Annotated in this window: 21 protein-coding genes; 11 read left to right on the forward strand and 10 right to left on the reverse strand. The window is 70.5% G+C overall.

Annotated features, from left to right (window positions below; translation table 11 throughout):
* Positions 1-189 precede the first annotated feature (189 nt).
* The 3 genes from GWG54_RS00445 (at position 190) to GWG54_RS00455 (ending at position 2,182) form a co-directional block, all read left to right on the forward strand.
* Positions 190-726, forward strand: coding sequence for an HIT domain-containing protein (locus tag GWG54_RS00445; RefSeq protein ID WP_167935900.1), 537 nt, complete (start codon positions 190-192; stop codon positions 724-726).
* 76 nt (positions 727-802) lie between these two features.
* Positions 803-1,669: a mechanosensitive ion channel family protein gene (locus GWG54_RS00450; protein WP_167935901.1), complete on the forward strand. Its 867-nt coding sequence runs from the start codon at positions 803-805 to the stop codon at positions 1,667-1,669.
* Positions 1,670-1,771: 102 nt separating this feature from the next.
* On the forward strand, positions 1,772-2,182 hold the full coding sequence (locus GWG54_RS00455; RefSeq protein ID WP_167935902.1) for a cupin domain-containing protein: 411 nt from the start codon (positions 1,772-1,774) through the stop codon (positions 2,180-2,182).
* 19 nt (positions 2,183-2,201) lie between these two features.
* Here GWG54_RS00455 and GWG54_RS00460 read toward each other — a convergent pair whose 3' ends face one another.
* Both GWG54_RS00460 and GWG54_RS00465 read right to left on the reverse strand, forming a co-directional pair.
* Positions 2,202-2,438 (reverse strand): glutathione S-transferase N-terminal domain-containing protein, encoded by a 237-nt coding sequence (locus tag GWG54_RS00460; protein ID WP_167935903.1) that lies wholly within the window; start codon positions 2,436-2,438, stop codon positions 2,202-2,204.
* Positions 2,439-2,482: 44 nt separating this feature from the next.
* Positions 2,483-3,736 carry a tRNA (N(6)-L-threonylcarbamoyladenosine(37)-C(2))-methylthiotransferase gene (locus GWG54_RS00465; protein ID WP_167935904.1) on the reverse strand — a complete coding sequence of 418 codons (1,254 nt, stop codon included), beginning with the start codon at positions 3,734-3,736 and terminating at the stop codon, positions 2,483-2,485.
* 148 nt (positions 3,737-3,884) lie between these two features.
* On the opposite strand from GWG54_RS00465, the gene GWG54_RS00470 reads away from it, so the two are divergent.
* Entirely contained in the window at positions 3,885-4,934 is a 1,050-nt protein-coding gene (locus tag GWG54_RS00470; RefSeq protein WP_167936083.1) for an SDR family oxidoreductase, read from the forward strand.
* A 58-nt stretch (positions 4,935-4,992) separates the two neighbouring features.
* Here GWG54_RS00470 and GWG54_RS00475 read toward each other — a convergent pair whose 3' ends face one another.
* Positions 4,993-6,009, reverse strand: a complete 1,017-nt coding sequence (locus GWG54_RS00475) for an AI-2E family transporter (RefSeq protein ID WP_167935905.1) — start codon at positions 6,007-6,009, stop codon at positions 4,993-4,995.
* A gap of 115 nt (positions 6,010-6,124) precedes the next feature.
* Here GWG54_RS00475 and GWG54_RS00480 point away from each other — a divergent pair, with 115 nt between their 5' ends.
* A complete protein-coding gene (locus GWG54_RS00480; protein ID WP_167935906.1) occupies positions 6,125-6,850 on the forward strand; it encodes a DUF547 domain-containing protein in 726 nt (241 codons plus the stop codon).
* Between the two features lie 42 nt (positions 6,851-6,892).
* On the opposite strand, the gene GWG54_RS00485 is transcribed toward GWG54_RS00480, so the two are convergent.
* The 6 genes from GWG54_RS00485 to GWG54_RS00510 all read right to left on the reverse strand — a co-directional run bounded on the left by GWG54_RS00485 (position 6,893) and on the right by GWG54_RS00510 (position 11,713).
* Positions 6,893-7,486 carry an amphi-Trp domain-containing protein gene (locus GWG54_RS00485; protein ID WP_167935907.1) on the reverse strand — a complete coding sequence of 198 codons (594 nt, stop codon included), beginning with the start codon at positions 7,484-7,486 and terminating at the stop codon, positions 6,893-6,895.
* A gap of 111 nt (positions 7,487-7,597) precedes the next feature.
* Positions 7,598-8,326 (reverse strand): nucleoside phosphorylase, encoded by a 729-nt coding sequence (locus GWG54_RS00490; protein WP_167935908.1) that lies wholly within the window; start codon positions 8,324-8,326, stop codon positions 7,598-7,600.
* A 108-nt stretch (positions 8,327-8,434) separates the two neighbouring features.
* Positions 8,435-8,731 (reverse strand): HalOD1 output domain-containing protein, encoded by a 297-nt coding sequence (locus GWG54_RS00495; RefSeq protein WP_167935909.1) that lies wholly within the window; start codon positions 8,729-8,731, stop codon positions 8,435-8,437.
* A gap of 185 nt (positions 8,732-8,916) precedes the next feature.
* Positions 8,917-9,813: a carbohydrate kinase family protein gene (locus GWG54_RS00500; RefSeq protein ID WP_167935910.1), complete on the reverse strand. Its 897-nt coding sequence runs from the start codon at positions 9,811-9,813 to the stop codon at positions 8,917-8,919.
* Positions 9,814-9,850: 37 nt separating this feature from the next.
* Entirely contained in the window at positions 9,851-10,666 is an 816-nt protein-coding gene (locus GWG54_RS00505) for a DUF63 family protein (protein ID WP_167935911.1), read from the reverse strand.
* Positions 10,667-10,732: 66 nt separating this feature from the next.
* On the reverse strand, positions 10,733-11,713 hold the full coding sequence (locus tag GWG54_RS00510; RefSeq protein ID WP_167935912.1) for a ribose 1,5-bisphosphate isomerase: 981 nt from the start codon (positions 11,711-11,713) through the stop codon (positions 10,733-10,735).
* 70 nt (positions 11,714-11,783) lie between these two features.
* Here GWG54_RS00510 and deoC point away from each other — a divergent pair, with 70 nt between their 5' ends.
* Together deoC and GWG54_RS00520 are read left to right on the forward strand one after the other, a co-directional pair.
* A complete protein-coding gene (deoC, locus tag GWG54_RS00515; protein ID WP_167935913.1) occupies positions 11,784-12,419 on the forward strand; it encodes a deoxyribose-phosphate aldolase in 636 nt (211 codons plus the stop codon).
* A gap of 68 nt (positions 12,420-12,487) precedes the next feature.
* Positions 12,488-13,906 (forward strand): HPP family protein, encoded by a 1,419-nt coding sequence (locus GWG54_RS00520; RefSeq protein WP_167935914.1) that lies wholly within the window; start codon positions 12,488-12,490, stop codon positions 13,904-13,906.
* 36 nt (positions 13,907-13,942) lie between these two features.
* On the opposite strand, the gene GWG54_RS00525 is transcribed toward GWG54_RS00520, so the two are convergent.
* On the reverse strand, positions 13,943-15,142 hold the full coding sequence (locus GWG54_RS00525) for an NAD-binding protein (RefSeq protein ID WP_167935915.1): 1,200 nt from the start codon (positions 15,140-15,142) through the stop codon (positions 13,943-13,945).
* A 153-nt stretch (positions 15,143-15,295) separates the two neighbouring features.
* Here GWG54_RS00525 and GWG54_RS00530 point away from each other — a divergent pair, with 153 nt between their 5' ends.
* The 4 genes from GWG54_RS00530 to GWG54_RS00545 are packed head-to-tail and all read left to right on the forward strand — an operon-like array spanning position 15,296 to position 18,549.
* Complete coding sequence (locus GWG54_RS00530; protein ID WP_167935916.1) at positions 15,296-16,573, forward strand: potassium transporter TrkA; 1,278 nt, start codon at positions 15,296-15,298, stop codon at positions 16,571-16,573.
* Positions 16,570-17,718: a TrkA C-terminal domain-containing protein gene (locus GWG54_RS00535; RefSeq protein ID WP_167935917.1), complete on the forward strand. Its 1,149-nt coding sequence runs from the start codon at positions 16,570-16,572 to the stop codon at positions 17,716-17,718. Before GWG54_RS00530 ends, GWG54_RS00535 begins: the two co-directional genes overlap by 4 nt.
* Positions 17,719-17,749: 31 nt before the next feature.
* On the forward strand, positions 17,750-18,028 hold the full coding sequence (locus tag GWG54_RS00540) for a ubiquitin-like small modifier protein 1 (protein ID WP_167935918.1): 279 nt from the start codon (positions 17,750-17,752) through the stop codon (positions 18,026-18,028).
* Complete coding sequence (locus GWG54_RS00545; RefSeq protein WP_167935919.1) at positions 18,028-18,549, forward strand: GNAT family N-acetyltransferase; 522 nt, start codon at positions 18,028-18,030, stop codon at positions 18,547-18,549. Before GWG54_RS00540 ends, GWG54_RS00545 begins: the two co-directional genes overlap by 1 nt.
* Positions 18,550-18,557 lie beyond the last annotated feature (8 nt).

The following is an 18,557-nucleotide window of genomic DNA, read 5'->3' on the forward strand; positions in this document are numbered from 1 at the left end:
GTGTTGGATTCGATGAACGAGTCCGAACGAGCCGCAGAGATCGCCCGACGGCGCTCGCCGACGCGGGACTCGTCCGAACGGCTATCGCGGACCGGGATCGTCATACAACCGCGAGGCCGTGGTTCGACGCTCGAACGGCGCTCGTCGTCGTCCGATCCGCCTATAGGGATCCCTCGAGTGGACTGCGGTATGAGGCAAGTGTTCGCCCCGTGGCGGATCGAGTGGGTCAGACGCGACGAGGAGCGTCCCGACGACGGCTGCGTGTTCTGTGCGTTCACCGAGGACGACGCCGACCGGGAGAACCTGGTCGTCGCACGCAGCGAGCGCGCGTTCGTCCTGCTGAACAACTACCCGTACAACCCCGGTCACGCGATGGTCATCCCCGACGCGCACACCGGCGAGTACGGCGACCTCGACGACGAACAGTTGCTCGATCACGCCCGGCTGAAACAACGCACCTTCGACGCCCTCGAGACGGCCCTCGAGCCCGACGGGTTCAACGCCGGGCTCAACCTGGGCGACGGCGCGGGCGGATCGATCGACGACCACCTCCACACCCACGTCGTCCCGCGCTGGGAGGGCGACACCAACTTCATGCCCGTCATCGGCGACACCTCCGTGATCGTCGAGGCCCTCGAGGACACCTACGACCGCGTCCGCGAGGCCTTCGCCGACCAGGAGGGGGCCACGGTCCCCGAGGACGGCGGCGCCGTCGTCGTCGAGTAACACGGCTCTCACTCGAGGTCCCGTCGCCGCGAGTGCCGGCCGAACGCTTGTCGGGGACGGGACCGAACCCGTCCCCGTGCCGGGGTTGACCTCGCTCGACGAACTGTTCGGCGCGTACCTCTCGCTGCTCGACAACTTCGGGACCTTCCTGGTGACGTTCGCGCTGGTGTACGCCGGCGGGCGGTTCGGCGGACTGCCGCTGCTCGGGCTCGCGCTCGACTACCGGGGGACCGAGCGCACCCTCCAGGAGGGGATCGAGCGACTCGCCGCCGCCGGCGTGATCGCGGTCGCGGTCGCGGTCGGGCTCTGGGTGGCCGGCCTCGAGTTCCTCCTCGATCGGATGGCGATCCTCGTCGCCGGCGCGACCGTCGCGCTCGGCTTCGCGGCCCAGGACGTGGTCGGGAACCTGGTCAGCGGCGTCTTCATCGTCACCGATCCCACGTTCAACATCGGCGACTGGATCCGCTGGAACGACCGGGAGGGCGTCATCAGGGACATCCGGTTCCGATCGACCCGGGTCCGCACCTTCGACGACGAGGTGATCGCGGTTCCCAACTCCGAGCTGACTGCGAACGCGGTGACGAACATCGTTCTCAACGGTCGGCTCCGCCTGACGGTTCCGGTACGGGTCGACTACGACGACGACCTCGACGCCGTCGCGCGGATCCTCGCGGACGCCGCGGCGGATCACCCGGACGTCCTCGAGCGACCCGAGCCGACCGTCCGGATCACGGAGCTCGACGAGACCGTCGAGGTCGTCGCCTCGCTGTGGATCGGCGACCCGGACCGCGTGACCTACGGCCGCGTCCGCTCGGAGTACGCCCGCGAGGTCGTCGCCCGCCTCGAGGATGCCGGCGTCGATCTCGGACGGACGGGCCCCCAGGAGATCGCAGGCGAGATCGGCGTCGTCTCGAGGACGACTCCGGCCGACCCCGAGCCGTAACCGAGCGCACCGGTTCGCCCGTCGGTCTCGCGCGCTGGAGAACCAGCAAGCCGGACCGGTCGACCGGACGCTTTTCCCCTCCCCGTCCCGAACGGGCACGCTATGGAGTACGAGGTGGTTCACACCGACGACGTCCCGCTGACCGACCTCTCGGAGATCGACGAGGTGCCCTCGGACCTGCAGATGCGGGCGATCGACGACTTCCTCCCGAGCGAGCACGTCCAGCTCAAGCTCTGGTACTTCGAGCCCGGCGAGGAGATCCGGTACCACGCCCACGCCGAGCAGGAGGAGCTGTACTTCGCCCTCGAGGGGGAGTTCGAGCTAACGCTCGGTCGTGCGGGCGAGACCGAGCGCCGCGAGGTCGAGGCCGGCGCGTTCTGGCTGGCGAGACCCGAGGTCGGCCACGGCCACCGCAACGTCGGCGACGGAGAGGGGATCGTCCTCGCGGTCGGCGCGCCGAACGTCGAGGACCCCGGACGGGACCCCGACGAGTTCGACGGCGAGAGCGAGTGACGGGCGCCTGGGTCGCGGTTCAGGCGTACGTCGACTCGAGGAACTCCAGGATGCGTTCGGACTCGGCCATCGTCACGCCGCGGCGCTCGTCGACGAGGACGGGAACCCCGCGCTGGCCCGAGACCCGCTTTACCTCGTCGCGCTCGGAGTGGAGCGCCTCGACCCAGACGCTCTCGTGGTCGATATCGAGTTCCTCGAGACGGTCGGCGACGGTTTCGCAGTACGGACAGCCCTCGAGTCGGTAGAGTTCGAGCATCGCCTGGGGGTACGGACGGGGACGGGAAAAGCGTCGGTGACGGGTCAGACGGGCTCGCCGAAGGCGTACATCGTCTCGTGGGCGGTGACCTCGAGGTCGACGAAGTCGCCCGGCTCGAGGCCGTAGTCGCCGGCGTTCTGGACGATGAGCTGTCTGTACGCCGAGTCCCGACACTTCACCGACTCGGCGGTGCCCTCCTCGACGACCAGGCAATCCTCGCGGACCTCGCCGACCATCGCCTCGTGGGCCTCGCCGACGATCTCGCGCTTGGCCGCGCTCATCTCCTTCGAGCGCTCCTTCTTGATCGTCCCGCCCAGTCCCTTCATCTCGGCGGCGTCGGTACCGGGGCGCTTCGAGAAGCGGGTGACGTTTACCTTCTCGGGGCGGGTCTCCCGGAGCAGCGCCATCGACTGGGCGTGGTCGTGATCGGTCTCCGTCGGGAAGCCGACGATGAAGTCCGTCGACAGCGTCCAGTACTCCAGCGCCTCGTCGAAGGTCTCGATCACCTCGAGGTACTCGGAGACCTGGTGCTGGCGGCGCATGTCGCCGAGCACGTCGTCCGAACCGGACTGGACGGGTGCGTGCAGGAAGTCGTACAGCTCGTCGTTCGCGGCGAAGACGTCGGCGAGCTCCTCGCGGATGCCGTGGACGCCCTTCGGGTTGGCCATCCCCACGCGCACCCGAAAGTCCCCCTCGAGGGCACAGATCTCCTCGAGCAGGCGGTGGAGCTTGCGCTCGCCCTCGTCCCAGCCGTAGACGCCGGTGTCCTGGCCGGTGATGCGGATCTCCTTCGCCCCGGCGTGGAGCAGGGCCTCGGCCTTGCGGACGTTCTCCTCGATCGAAGGGGAGTCGATCTTGCCCGTCGCGCGCTTGGTGATACAGTACGAGCAGTCGGACATACACCCCCGCGCGATCGGGAGGATGCCGACGACGCCGTCCAGGATCGGCTCGGCGTCGGGGGTCGTCGTCGGACACTCGCCGTTCGTGACCGCCTCGGGTACCTCGTCCCAGTGAAGCACTTCGCCGTCGACGCCGGCACCGGCGAACTCCTCGCCCTGGGCCAGGGCCATACAGCCCGTGATGTAGAGGTCGGCGGTCTCGTCGGCCAGCTCCTCGGCCCGTCGGAGCATGTTGCGCTCGGTCTTCTCGACGACCGTGCAGGTGTTCAGAATGGCCACGTCGGCCTCGTCGGGGCCCTCGACCCGGTGGTGGCCCGCGTCGCGGAGCCGTCGCTCGATCTCGCGGCTCTCACCGCGATTCGACGTGCAGCCGTACGTCTCGATGTGATACCGGGCCATCGTCGTTACCACCGTTCGGATCCCGCGAGCCAAAAGCCCGACGGATCGGGGTCGGTCTCGTCAGTCCCCGACGCGGCGCTCGAGCGACGCCGTGCACGCGCATACAGGCCTCGAGCGCAAACCAATCGTCCTCGTTGGGACGGTACCGATGCTTCGACGACTCACCGGCGGACGAGAGACCGAGACCGAACCGAAACCGCTCGAGGAGCAGGTGATCGTGATCACCGGCGCGTCCTCGGGGATCGGGCTGACGACCGCGCGGACGGCTGCCGAGCGGGGCGCGCGGGTCGTCCTGGCGGCCCGCAGCGAGGACGCCCTGCGCGAGGCCGTCGCTGAAATCGAGAGCGACGGCGGCGACGCGACGTACGTCGTCGCCGACGTCGGCGACCGCGAGGACGTCCGCGAGATCGCCCGCGTTGCCGAGGAAACGTACGGCGGCGTCGACACCTGGATCAACGGCGCCGCGGTCTCGATCTACGGCCGCCTCGAGGAGATTCCCGTCGAACGGATGCGCGAGCAGTTCGACACCAACGTCTGGGGGCTGCTGTACGGCTCGCTCGAGGCCCTCGATGTCCTCGAAGCGGGCGGGACGATAATCAACGTCGGCAGCATCGTCTCCGATCGGTCGATTACCCTCCAGGGCAGCTACTCGGCGTCGAAACACTCGGTCAAGGCCTTCACCGACGCCCTGCGGATGGAACTCGAGGACGCGGACAGGCCCGTGAACGTGACGCTGGTCAAGCCGGCCGCGATCGACACGCCCTATCCGCAACACGCCGAAAACTACATGGACGAGGCGGCGACGATACCGGCGCCGGTGTACGCGCCCGACGCGGTCGCGCGGGCGATTCTCCACGCCGCGGAACACCCCCAGCGGGAGGTCACCGTCGGCGGCGGGGGGAAGGGGTTCACGCTGCTCGGGACGTACGCGCCGGAGCTGATGGATACGCTGATGAAGGCCGTCTTCGGCCCCCAGCAGCGCACGGACGAGCCGCGGCGGCCGGACGCCGAGAGCGGACTCGAGGAGCCCGCCGGCAACCTCGAGGAACGCGGCGACTACGAGGGGTACGTCGCGGAGTCGAGTCTCTACACCAGGCTGCGACAGCACGGACGCACGCCCGGAACGGCGACGCTCGGGGTCGGGCTCGTCGGGCTCGCGTACGCGGGGTACAGAGTCCTTCGGGGCGGGGACCGGTAGCGCGTTCGACACGGGCTTGCCGACGCCGTTCGGGCTCCGACCGAGGTGTCGACGTCGTCTACGTCGGGTCCGACTCCTCGAGTCGCTCGTAGTTGTCGTCGACGACCTCGACGACGGCGATGAACGCGCCGACGACGACCGGGCCGAAGAACAGCCCCATGACGCCGAACGCGTAGACGCCGCCGAGGACCCCGATCAGGATCACGGCGGGGCTGATCTCGGCGTAGCGGTCGACGACGACGGGCCGAAGGTAGTCGTCGGAGATGCCGACGATGACCGTGCTGTAGACGAGCAGCGCCACGGCCAGGATCGGCTCGCCGGTCACGAGGAGGTAGCCGACGGCGGGCCCCCAGACCAGAAACGTCCCGATCAGCGGGATCAGCCCGAGCACGATCATGATGAACGTCCAGAAGGCGGCGTTCGGGATGCCGACCGCGAACAGTCCGATCCCGGCGATGGCGCCCTGGATCATCGCGATCAGCACGTGGCCGGCCAGCACTGCCCACATGACCTCGTCGAGCTCGCGGTAGAGGTCGTCCTGCACGTCGGCCGGTAGCGGCGTCACGCTCCGAATCCAGTCCAGCAGCTTCGTCCCGTCCCTGAGGAAGTAGTACAGCAGGAACAGCGCCAGTCCGAACCCGACCAGCGCGTGGGTGACCGTGCCGAACCACGTCGTCGCCTGCTCGAGGGCGACCGATCCGGCCTGCTGTGCGGCGTCCGAGAGCCGCGAGGCGAGGTCGACGTTCATCCCTGTCTGCTCCGCGATCCAGCTCTCGACCACGGAGAGTTGCAGCGACTCCTGGTCGACGTTCTGGACGATCGCCGTCGCGTCCCCGGCCGCCACCGCGACGACGAGGGCGAACGGGACGATAAAGCCCACGATCGCCAGCAGGATCAGCGAGAACGCGGCGATCGTCGGCGAGACCCGCTTCTCGAGGCGCTCCTGGAGCGGAAAGAGGACGAACCCGAGCAACACCGCCAGGAGCACGTACTGGAGAAACGGCGCGATGAGCTGCCAGCTGAGGAACGCGAACAACGTGACGAGAACGAGGAGATACCCCTTGCTACGATTCACGGTTCGTGTATCACTCGTCGGAACGATAAATCCGAACCCGACATATTCCGAGGACGGAGTGTCGTAGCCAGTCGCAACACGGCTTCAAGAAGCTGCTTCGCCAAGCCACACCCGGATGTCGACCCAGCTCGATCCCCTCTCGCTATCCGCCGATCTTCTTTACACGGTCAAGACCGAGGGCGACCCCGAGGGGTTGCGAACGCGCCTGGCGACGCTCGAGCGGTCCCGGCTCGAGCGAGCGCTCTCGAGTCGCGAGCGACGGCTCGCGTTCTGGCTCAACTGTTACAATGCCTACGCCCAGTTGCTCCTCGAGGAGTCACCCGAGCTCCTCGAGGGCGGCCCCGTCGACCGCTGGCGGTTCTTCGCCCGGGATCGGATCCCCGTTGGCGGCGTCTGGCTGAGCCTCAACGACATTCAACACGGCATGCTTCGGCGGTCGAAACACCCCTGGGGCCTCGGGTACGTGCCGCGGCCGTTCCCGTCGCGGTTCGAGCGCCGATTTCGGCTCGCCGAGTGCGATCCCCGGATCCACTTCGCGCTGAGCCGCGGCGGCGACCGCTGTCCGCCGATCGCCGTCTACTCGGGGACCGACGTCGACGAGGACCTCGACATCGCGATCCGCTGGTACCTCGAGGAAACCGTCAGCTACGACCCCGAGGACGACCGCGCAACCGTGCCGCGGCTCTTCCGTCGGTACCGCGGCGACTTCGGCGGCGGACGGGGCGTTCTCGCCTTCCTGCGGACGTACGACGCGATCCCGGAGGAAGCGTCGCCCTCGCTCGAGTACGAACGCCCCGCCAGTCGCGACCGCCTCGAGCTCGAGGAGCTCGTCGACGACTGATCGCCGCGCCTTCGGCTCCGGATCGGGGACGCGGGGCCGCCCCTACGCGTCCTCGTCCCGGCGTTCGATCCGCGCGGTCGGCGCGTTCCGCATGACGCCCCGCGCCGCCCGTTCGGCGTTCGACCGGGAGGCGTACCCCTCGCCGCCATCGGCGATGATGTTCCCGTTCCAGTGAACCAGCCGCCAGCGCCACTCGTCGGCCCGGTCCCGGTAGATCTCGAAGCGACTCCGTCGCTCGGATTCCGGCGTCGTCGGGTCCGTACGCTCCCCGTCGGCCGCGTCCGACGTTGCGTCCCCGGCGACTGCCTCGGGCGGCATCGTCGCTGCCGCCGGATCGGCCTCCGTTCCGGCGTCGTCGGTCTCCGGGTCGCCCTCCGGTTCGGCGTCCGAGACGCGAACGCTGGTCCCCTCGGGGTCGTCCCACTCGAGGTCGAACTCGAGTTCCGTTACCGCGTCCTCGTGTTCGACCTCGAGTTCGGCGACGACTCGCGGGGGGACGTCGACGCGGAGGTGTCGTTCCGGCGTGTGCAGTTCGACCGCGGTCTCGGCCTCGAGGGCGTCCGCGAACTCGCGGAAGACGGCGGCCAGATCCCCTCGGTCGTAGGCGCGCTCGAGTTCGAACGACGTGTCTGCCATACGGTCCGTACGACGCCCGTCGGAGTAGCGTTTTCGCCGGCGGTCGTCGGTTCGGTGGCTGGAGTCGAAAGGCCGATATCGGGAGCCGAAAGCCGTCGCGATCGGTACCGACTACAGCTCCGTCGTCGCCTCGAGCGCGATGTCGATCGCTCGCCCCACGTTGTTTTTCGCTTTCTCGGGGAGTTCGTCGTCCTCGGTGTCGGTTCCCTTCTGGGTGCCCTCGACGAGGTTGCCGTCGACGGTACAGATCGCGCCCGCGTTGAGCCCGCGCCGACGGGCCAGCGTGAAGACCGCGGCGGCCTCCATCTCGACGCAGAGCAGGCCCGCGTCCTCCCAGTCGGCGACGTGGTCGTCGGTCTCGGCGTAGTAGGCGTCGTCGGAGACGATCGGGCCGACGTGAACGTCTTCGCCGTTCGCTTCGGCCGACTCGACCAGCGAGGAGAGCACGTCGTAATCGGGGACGGCGGGGTACTCGGCATCCTCGTAGCGCTTCGAGGTCCCCTCGTTTTTCGCGGCCCCGGTCGCGACGATCATGTCGCCGATCTCGATGTCGGACTGGAGCGCGCCCGTCGTGCCGACGCGGATGAACGTCTCGACGCCGACGTTGGCCAGCTCCTCGACGGCGATCGCCGCGGAGGGACAGCCGATCCCCGTCGAGCAGATCGTCAGCTCGCGGTCGCCGTAGGTGGCGTTGACGATCTTGTACTCGCGGTTCTCGGCGACGGTCTCGGCCTCGTCGCAGTGATCGGCGATCCGATCGACTCGCCCCGGATCGCCCGGGATGAGCGCGACGTCCGTCAGGTCTCCCTCCTCGACCAGCAGGTGCGGTTGCGTTGCCATGGGCTCGCGTTCCGCGGGCGACGAGAAAAAAGGTTCGAGGCCGACTCCGCGCGGCCGTCGAGACCACCCCCGGATCTCCCCGTCGACGCTCGAGCGGCCGATCGGTCGTTACCCGGTCACCTCGACGCGGTCTCGGCGCACGGTGACCGTCGCCTCGCCGACGTCGAAGACGACGGTTCCGTTCGATCGTTCGCCGCCCTTGTAGGTGCGAACGAACAGCGAGTCGAGCGCTTCGGGATCGATGTAATCGTACAGCCGAACGCTGGAGTCGGTGACGTCCTCGCCGTGGTACGTCGCGAGCGCCGTCGCGACGGCGATACTCGGCGGCTCGTTGTCGTCTCGGTCGTACTGGACGCGCTGACCGAACTCGCATCCAGAGGGGGTGTTTGTCGTTCGTTCGTTCATGTCTCTCAGTCACGTCGCCGTGACTCCCTAGACGCCTGGCCAACGGCGCTCGACAAATAGGTACCGCCGGGAAACAGCCCGTGAGAACCGCCGTACGTGAACGTCGTCCGCTCGTCAGTCGACCGTCATTCGTGAGTCAGACACCTATCTGCGTTCTATCATACCCGGCATCATAAATCATCCCGTCAGTGGCGCTCCCTGAGAAACGCCGTAACTTCGGCCGCCGACGGAACGTTGCGCGCGCCCTCGCGCCCGGCCGTCAGCGCGCCGCAGGCGTTGGCGTACTCGAGGGCCCGATCGAGGTCGCGTTCGCCGTCGCGCTCGCCCTCGAGCAGCGTCGCGATGAAGCCGGCCGCGAAGGCGTCGCCGGCGCCGGCGGTATCGACCGTTTCGACCTCGAACCCGGGGTGAACGTGATCGCCGTCGGGCGCGTGGAGGAGGGCGCCGTCGGCGCCGTGTTTGACGACGACGAGGCGGTCCTCGACGTGCGAGGTGCTGTACTCCGCTTCGAGCATCGCCTCGGCCTCGCGGTCGTTGAGAAAGAGCACGTCCGCGAGCGCGAGCGCGTCGCCGTAGTCCCGATCGCCCAGCCGCCGTCCCGGGTCGAAGCTGACGGTGACGCCGGCCTCGCTGGCGGTCGTCGCGATCTCGGCGGCGGTGTCGGGGCGCTGGCTCGTCAGGTGGACGTGACTCGCCGCCCGGATCCGCTCGGGCTCGAGGTCTGCGGGCCCGACGGCCTCGTTGACGCCGTCGTTGCCCAGCACGGCGACCTCCCCGCCGTCCTCGACCAGCAGGTACTTCACCGCCGTCTCGGCGTCCTCGACGATCCGTACGCCGTCGATCGAGACGCCGATCTCCTCGAGTTCGCGGCGGGCCAGCAGTCCGTTGTCGTCGTCGCCGACGCTCCCGATGAGGCCGACGTCGACCTCGAGTCCGGCGAGCGTCGCGGCGACGTTCGCGGCGCTGCCGCCGCCGGACTGGCGCTGGGAACGGATCGACGCCTCGCCGTCGGCGACCGGGAACCGATCGATTCGCAGTGTCACGTCCCAGTTGACGTGTCCCGCAGTGAGGACCGTAACCATAGCAGACGTTCAACAGAGGGCGTCGGGTGCAAAAAATCTAGGTAACGAGAAAGAGCACCACGTTGTGCGCGCCGGGGCCGAGCCCGATCGCGGCGAGCAGCGCCAGCAGCGTCCGGCCCTGTCGGGGCGCGTCCTCGATGTACTCCCGGAACAGGCCGACGATGACCAGCGCCAGCGCGACCTTCACGAGGACGAACAGCCACCCCCCGCCGACGTACTCCGCGGTCGGCAGGGCCCGGCCGACCTCGAGGATCGCCGTCGAGAGGGGGACCTCCTCGCTGGCGCCGAGGACGTCGTAGCCGATCGCCGTCGAGGTCCCGTCGAGGGCGTGGCCGAAGACGACCAGCGCGCCCGTCGCGCCGGTGACGGCGGCGACCTCCGCGTACCGACGCTCGAGGAGGGCCCAGGCGACGGCGGTCACGAGCGCCGCCAGACCCACCGACAGCAGCGGCCAGAAGACGTCGCCGAACCCGCCCTGGACGGCGACGGCGGCGGCCGCGGCACCGACGAACCCGACGGTGCCGAGGAGGGCGACGGGGGCTTCGCTCGGGATCCCGAGCCCGGTTCGCTCGAGGGCGATCCCCCCGATCCAGACGGCGCCGGCGACGATCCCAGTCACGACGTAGACGCCGGGCGTGCCGAAGAGCACGGCGACGTCCGCGGGATAGGCCTCGAGGCGGTGGAGGACGTGCAGGCTCGAGCCGAACACCATCCAGGGGGCAAAGGCGAGCACCGTCCGATCGGTCACGCGAGGGTCCAGCGACCGCAGCGCCGCGCCGACGCCGACGGCCGCCAGCGCGAGCGGGACGAGCAGCTGCCAGGGCGGGAGCGCGAACCCCTCGGGAAGCACCATATCCGAGTTGGCACACAGCAGCGACTAACCGTTTCCGATCCGGTGCGCTCGAGGGCGTCGCCGCCGTCAGACCTCCCAGGGCTCGCCGGTCGTCTCGCCGAACAGCTCCCGCATGAGCGTGACGATGCTCTCGGGCGGGAACTGGCCGCGCTCGGTGACGATCGCGTCGACGTGACGCGGCGGCGTGACGTCGAACGCGGGGTTCTCGACGGCGAGGCCGTCGTCGGCCCGGTCGCCGCCGGCGATGTCGGCGTACTCCGTCTCCGAGAGCACCTCCGACTCGTCGCGCATCTCGATCTCGACGGTGTGGCCCGTCATCGTGTCGGGGTGGAGCTTGATCGTCTGAGCGGCGACCATCACCGGGACACCCCGTTCGCGGGCGTTGACCGCCAGCCCGCTGGTCCCGATCTTGTTGATGACGCTCCCGTCGGCCGCGATGCTGTCGGCGCCGACCAGCACGTGGTCGGCGTCGTCCAGGTAGCGCCGCGCCGCGTTGTCGACGATCAGGGTCACGGGCACGTCCCACTCCCGGAGCTGTTCGGCCGTGATGTGACCCTGCTTTCGGGGCCGGGTCTCCTTGACGATCGCCTCGACGTGCTTGCCCGCGTCCAGGGCCGCCTCCACGCAGGCCAGCGCGTCCGTCGAGTGGCAGTGGGTCATCACCACGTCGCCGTCCCGCAGGCGGTTCGCGCCGACCTCGCCGAGTCGTTCCTGGGCCTGCTCGAGGTCGGTCCGGAACGTCTCGGCGCTGGCGATCGTCGACTCCCGGAGCTCCTCGACGGTCTCGCCCTCGATCCCTCGGAGGACGTACCGGAGCGCGTTGGGCAGGCTCACCGCCGTCGGCCGGGTCTCGTACAGTTCCCTGGCCGCGGCGCGAAGCTGGTCGCGAAACGCCGCGGGGGTCGCCGCCTCCGAGCGCTCGGCCTGGGTAGCGAGCGCCTCCGCCGCGGCGTCGCCGATCGCCGCCGCGCCGCGGATCTCCATCGTCGCGATGTCGTCGGCCGTCGCCTCGACGACGGCCGCGACGTCGGGCTGGTCCTCGACCATAGGGGGAGTAGCCCCCGGACCCAAATAAGGGATCGGACGGATTTTTGACCGTTCGGCGAGTCGGTCCGGTATGGACCGCGACGAACTCGCGCCGCTGATCGACCACACCGTCCTCGGCCCCGAGACGACGATCGCCGACGTCGAGGCCGTCCTCGACGACGCCGCCGACTACGGCATGAACGCTTGCATCCCGCCGTACGCCGTCGGCCACGCCGCCGACTACGCGCCCGAGGTCACCCTCGCGACCGTGATCGGGTTCCCCCACGGCCAGAACGACCCCGACGTGAAACGCCGGGAGGGGGTCCTCGCCTGGAAGGCCGGCGCCGACGAGCTCGACGTCGTCATCAACGTCGGCCGTCTCGAGGCGGGCCAGCGCGAGGCCGTCGCGGACGAGCTCGCCGAACTCGTCGCCGCCGTCCCGATCCCGGTGAAGGTGATCGTCGAGACGGCGCTGCTGACCGACGAGCAGAAACGCAGCGCCTGCGAGGCCGCCCTCGAGGCCGACGCGGCGATGGTCAAGACCTCGACGGGCTTCGCCGACGGGGGCGCCACAGTCGCGGACGTCGAACTGATGAGCGAGTACCTCCCGGTCAAGGCAAGCGGCGGCGTCGGCAGCTACGAGGAGGCGATGGCGATGCTCGAGGCCGGCGCCGAGCGCATCGGCGCCTCGAGCGGCGTCGCGATCCTCCAGGGGGCGCCGGAGTAGCCCCGTCGAGATCCTCGAGAGGAGTGCCGATCCAAACGGCTTTCGTCTTCCCCCAGTGAACGGATCCCATGCTCGAGAGGCTGCGGGCCCGGGCCCGCGCGTTCGCGAACCGGCTGCGGCGACTGGAACGGCGCGAACTCGACGCGTTCTTGCGGTGGATCGAACGCACCGGGAGCCTCCTGCACTTCTCGGTGGTCGTGTTCGTTCCCCTGCTGATCGCCGCGGTGACGTGGCTCTCGAACGCGACGGCCGCCGTCTCGTTTCTCCTCTTTCCGCCCCTGGCGTCCGGGACGTACACGCTCTTTGCCGACCCCGAGGGTCGGTACTCCACGCCGGGGAAGTTCGTCGGCGGGATGACCGTCGGCGCGCTCTGTGGCTGGCTCGCCGTCGCGTCGGTCGCGACCGCGGGCGACGGGGTCAGCGCGACGGGCGCGGCGCTCGGCGTCTTCCTGACCGGGACCGCCACCTGGGCACTGGACCTCGAGGAGCCGACGGCGTTCTCGACCGCGCTGCTCGTGCTGGTCACCGGAAACGCCCAGCTGGCGTACGTGCTCGGGATCGCCGTCTCGAGTTCGTTCGTCGCGGCCGCGTTCGTCGTCTGGCGCGACCGCGTCTACGAGGCGCGAGCGCAGTACCTCTACCAGACGACCCAGGGCGACGACCACGTGCTCGTCCCGGTGGGCGGCCCGGACGCGGAACCGGTCGCACGCTTCGCCGCCGCGCTCGCCGGCGCCCACGAGGCCGGGAAGGTCGTCCTCTTCGACGTCGTCTCCGAGGCGAGCGAACGACGCGACGGCGACCCCGTCGAGAGCGGCGACCCCGGCCAGGCCGACGCGGCACCTCTCGAGCGCGCCGACGACGCGGTGCGAACCGCCGAATCCCTCGCGGCCGACCTTGAGGCCGCGTACGACGTCCCCTGCGAGGTCGTCGTCGCGGCCGGCGACCGCGGCTCGTCGGGGCTCGTTCTCCGGACCGCACGGGAGAACAACTGCGATCTCATCGTCGCCCCCTACGCCGAGAGCGACCGGGGCGGGCTCTCGGCGTTCATTACGGGCCTGTTCGACAGCGAGATCGACGTCATCGCCTTCCGCTCGAGCGACGGGCGCAGCCGGTGGCGTCGGAGTCTCGTCGCGGTCCGGGGCGCCGGCGACACTGCCCGCGCGATGGTCGACTTCGCGTTGCGCATCGCCGACTCCCGGCGGCCGGTCAGCGTCTCCACCTGTATCGATCACGAGTCGCACCGACGGAGTGCCGAGACCACGCTCGCGGACCTCGTCGACGCCTTCTCCGGCCCCTTCGAGACCCACGTCGTCACGGAACCGGTCGAGGACTACCTCTCGCGGGTCGCGTCCCGGTACGACGTGGTCTTCATCGGCTCGAGTACCGACCGGTCGACCGCCTCGCGGTTCGTCTCGCCGCCGACGTTTCGCAAACTCGGGGACCTCGAGAGCGACGTTGCCATCGTCCACCGCGGTCGCCGTCGGTAGCTGGCGTCGGACCCGATCGATGCGGACGCCGTCGGGTCAGTTCGCACCCGACGGCTGCTCGTCCTCGAGCAGCCGCGAGACGATCGGAGACTCGTCCTCGCCCAGCGCCGAGCGGACCAGCAGGTGGCCGCCCAGCTCCGAGAGGCTGATCACGTCGTCCGCGCCGGCGCGCTCGAGCTTGCGGCTGTTCTCGCGGTCCGTGGCAGCGGTGACGATCCGGACGTCGGGTCGGAGCTCGCGGGCGGTCAGCACCGCCAGCGCGTCCTGGGCGTCGTCGTCTGTCGCGACGAGGACCGCCCGAGCGCTTTCGATCCGGGCCCGCCGGAGGGGGTCCTCGTCGCTCGGGTTGGCCGTCAGCACGCGGATGTCGCGGTTGGCGAGCGCGCTCGCGGCCTCGGGGTCCCGGGTGACCACCAGGAACTGTCGGCCCGCCTCGTGGAGTTCGTCGACGATCGGTTCGGTCAGGTCCCCGTAGCCGAGCACGAGGATGTGGTCGTCCAGCAGGTCGAGTTCTGAGTCTGTCATGATGCCGAGGGTCTTCGAGATGCGCGCCTGGATCGCGGGCCCGACCAGCGCCCCGACGGCGATACCGAAGCTGGCGACCCCCAGCACGACGACGGACATCGTAAAGAGGATCGCCACCTCGGTGGCGGGGCCGATGTCGCCGTAGCCGACCGTGCTCGAGGTGATCAGCGTAAAGTAGAAGGCATCGAGCAGGTGGTCGATCCCGTCGAACTGCTCGCGCAGGGCGTAGGCGCCGAAGGTCCCGTAGGCCTGGACGCCGACCAGCGCTGCCCCCGCCGCGATCTGGGTCGTCGTCAGCGAGAGCGAGCGGTCGAACTGTCGCCGGGTGAGCAACAGGGTCGGCAGGGCACACGCCGAGAGCATGACCAGCGGTAGCGAGTACGGGCTCGCCTGCAGGAGGCCCTGGATCGCCGTCAGCGGCAACAACAACACCGTCGCCCACCAGCCGGCTCGCAGCCGTCGCCGCAGCGCGAGCGCGCTGCCGACCATGAGAAACCCCGTCAGGGCGCCGGTGAAACCGACGGCGTCCTGGACGGCGACCGGGACGTGGGGCGCGAGGGGACCGAAGTCGGCGGCCTGCTGATCGATCCTGACGATTCCGGTCGCGACCGAGAGCAGGGCGATCAGCAACGCGAGGACGACCGACGCCCGCGTCGTCACGACCCAGCGCCAGTTGTCGGGCAGTCGATCCACGATGCGCGCGCCGACCATGACCGTCGGTCCGGGGCGGGACGGCTTAAGCGCCGTCGTTTGCGCCCGTCGACGGGATCCGCTCCCGACCCGTTCGTCGGCGATCGCTCGTCGTCCCGGCCGGGTCCGGGGCGAGCCGGTACCTGTTTAACGGCTCCCGCCGATCGGCCGGTAATGTCGCTTCCGGTCGAAGTACTGCTCGGGCTCTACCTCGGCCTCCTGACCGGGATCGTCCCCGCGTTCGTCGCGGGCGGGCTGGGGTTTCTCGTCCGGTACGTCACGGGCGTGTCGCTTCCCGGCTTCGGCGTTCTCGTCCTGGCGCTGTCGATCGCCAGCGTGCAGGGCGGCCTGCTGGGACTCGTCGAACCGACCATCGCCCAGTCTCCCCGACTGCTGGTCGCGGTGCTGGTCGTCCTGATGCTCGCGCTGTACGCACACAACCAGGGCGACAGGCTCGGCGCCGAGCTTCCCCGGCGGCTCTCGCTCTCCCGGCTCCGCCGACGCACCCTCTCGGCCGACGTGATCGAGTTCGTCGGGGCCGCCGGGCGGGTCACGATCCGACCGACCGGCGAGATCCGCGATATGGAGGGGTACCCGCCGCTCCCGTCGTCCGTCCGCGCGGCGCTCGAGGACGGCTCCTGGCGGCTCCCGGCGGACCTGCCGCTCTCGGAGCTTGAGCGCCGGCTCGAGGAGCGGCTACGAACCGACCACGACCTCGCGGACGTCGCCGTCTCGCTCGACGAACGGGCCCGCGCGTCGATCACCGCGGCGCCGCCCGTCGGCGGCCTCTCGCGTCGGGTGCCCGACGGGAAACGCGCCGTGTCGATCGCAGCGCTGGTTCCGACGGGGCTAGCTCGAGGGGACGACGTGACCGTTCAAACCGCCGCGCGGTCGGTCCCGGGGACGGTGCTGAGCGTCGGGACCGACCTCGACGGCGAGCGCGAGACCGACCCCGGCGGGGACGACGCCGTCGCCGAAACGTCGTCCGGCGACGGAGAGCCGGGAGCGGCACCCGCGGACGACGACGGCGCCGCGACCGGGGGCGCGAGGGCGAGCGCCGGCGGAAGCGGCCGCGTCACCGTCGTCGTCGACGACGGCGGCGTGCGACCGCTGCTCCGGGCGGAGACGCCTCGGCTGGTCGTTCGCTCGCGCGGGACGAACCGGGACCTCGAGGCGCTCGCGTTGCTCAAGCGGGCCGGCTACGCGGTCCGACGCGTCGCCCCCGACGCGCTCGGCCCGCCGGACGCGATCGACCCGTCGGAGGGGGCGGTGCTCGCGGTTCGCGACCGCGAGCGCGGCGGGGACGGGCGCGGCCAGCCCTGGCGGTTCGCGCCCGGTCTCGACGGCCCGCTCGAGCCGGGCGACGAGGCGTTTGTCGTCGCTCCCGAACGGGCGCCCGCGGGCGGAGCCGACCCGGAGACCGACGACTCGAGTCGCGGTGATCGCCCGTGATCGAGCCCGTCGTCGAACAGGCCGCCCGGACCGAACTCCTCGCCGACGCGCTGTTCGACGCCCTCGTTCGGCTCCTCGGGTTCGCCCTCCTGGCGTTCGGCACGGCCGGGACCGCGGCCGCCCTCTTTCGGTGGTACAGCGCCGACGAGCTGGCCGAGGGGATCGGGATCCTGATCGGCGTGACCGCCGTCGCGGTCTGGCTGAACACGAAGACGGCGCTGCAGGACGCGATCCTCGGCACGACGCCGCTACTCGAGACCGAGACCGCGATCTACACCGTCGCCGCGTTCGTCGGCAGCGCGATCGCGGCCGACGGCGGTCGTCGCATCGGGGATCGCCTCGCCCGGAGCGCGTTCGCGGGCGTCGCCCCGGGGACGATCGACGACGTGGGACAGCTCGTGCGGTCGGTCGGCCGCGTGATCGCCGTGGAGCTTCCCGAGTCGATCGAGGACGCCGACGGCCACGACCCCGTCGACGCGGCGACGAAGGCCGCCCTCGCCGGGCAGACCCTCCGCTTTCCGCGGGGGTTGACCGTCGATCAGCTCCGCGATCGGCTCGCGACCCGCCTCGAGCGCGACTACGGGGTCGGCCACGTCGACGTCGACCTCGCGGCCGACGGCGAGGTCGAGTACCTCGCGCTGGGGAGCCGCCCGACGGGGATCGGGCCCACGCTGGCGCCGGGCAGGGTCGCCGTCGCGGTTCGCGGCGATCCCGCCGCCGACGCCGCGCCGGGCGACGCCGTCCGGATCTGGGCCCGAGCGGGAGACGACTACCGACGCGTCGCGGACGGCGAGTTGCGGGGGACGGCGGCCGACGTCGCGACCGTCGCGCTCGACCGCGAGGACGCTCGGGCGCTCGGGAGCGACGCCGACCACCGGCTGGTCACGCTGCCGGAAACGGCCGACGCCGAGCGGGAGCTCGTCTCCGCGCTCCGGGCGGCCGACGAGACCGTCGCCGCGGTCCCCGTCGACGCCGGCGGCGCGCTCGAGGGCGCCGCGGTCGGCTCGCTGCCGGCCCTCGTGCTCGCGATCGAGCGGGACGGCGACGTCCTCGCGCTGCCGGGGGAGGGGGACCGTCTCGCGGCCGGCGACGTCGCGCACGTCCTCGGCCGTCCGGACGCCCTGCGCCGGCTCCCGGAGCGGTAGCTACTTGCCCGCGGCGCGGATAGCGCCACCCATGACCGAGTGGAAGCTGTTCGCGGATCTCGCCGAGCGGGCGGGCGACAAACGCGTCGCGGTCGAGGCCGGGGCCGGCGACACCGTCGGCGACGCCCTCGAGGAGCTCCTCGAGGATCGACCCGAACTCGAGGACCGCGTGCTCGAGGACGGCGAGTTGCGCTCCCAGATCAACGTGTTGCGCAACGGAACGAACGTCCTCGTCGAGGAACGGGGCCTCGAGACCGACCTCGAGGCGGACGACGAGCTGGCGCTGTTTCCCCCCGTCAGCGGCGGCTGATGGAGCTTCGCCGTCTCGGCGCCGACGACGCCGTTCGCCGCTTCGTCAGGCAACTGTGGCTGCCCTACCACCGCGACCTCGAGGCGATCGTCGACGATCACGCGCTCGCGGAGGACGACCTCGTCGCCGAGGAGGTCCCGTTTCGCCGCGAGCGCCTCGCGACCGACGGCCACCGGACGTGGCTCGCCGTCGACGACCCGGGAGCCGACGGCCCCGAAACGGACGGGGCGGAAAACGACGTCCTCGCGGGGTTCGTCGCGACCGACGTCGACGAGTGTCCGTCCGTCTTCGACCGCCCCGATCGGCTGGTCGTCGGCGATATCTACGTTCGCGAGCCGTACCGGGGAACGGGGCTGGCCGACGACCTGCTCGAGCGCGCCGCCGAACGGGCGCGAGCGGTCGGCTGCGGGGAGCTCGCGCTCGAGGTCGACGTCGACAACGAGCGCGCGATCGCCTTCTACGAGAAGCGCGGCTTCGAGACGGTCCGCCGTCGGATGGCGGTCGCAGTCGAGGACGCGTGACCGCGCCG

Origin of the sequence: Natronococcus sp. JC468 (assembly GCF_012163165.1) — an archaeon.
Lineage (GTDB): Archaea > Halobacteriota > Halobacteria > Halobacteriales > Natrialbaceae > Natronococcus > Natronococcus jeotgali.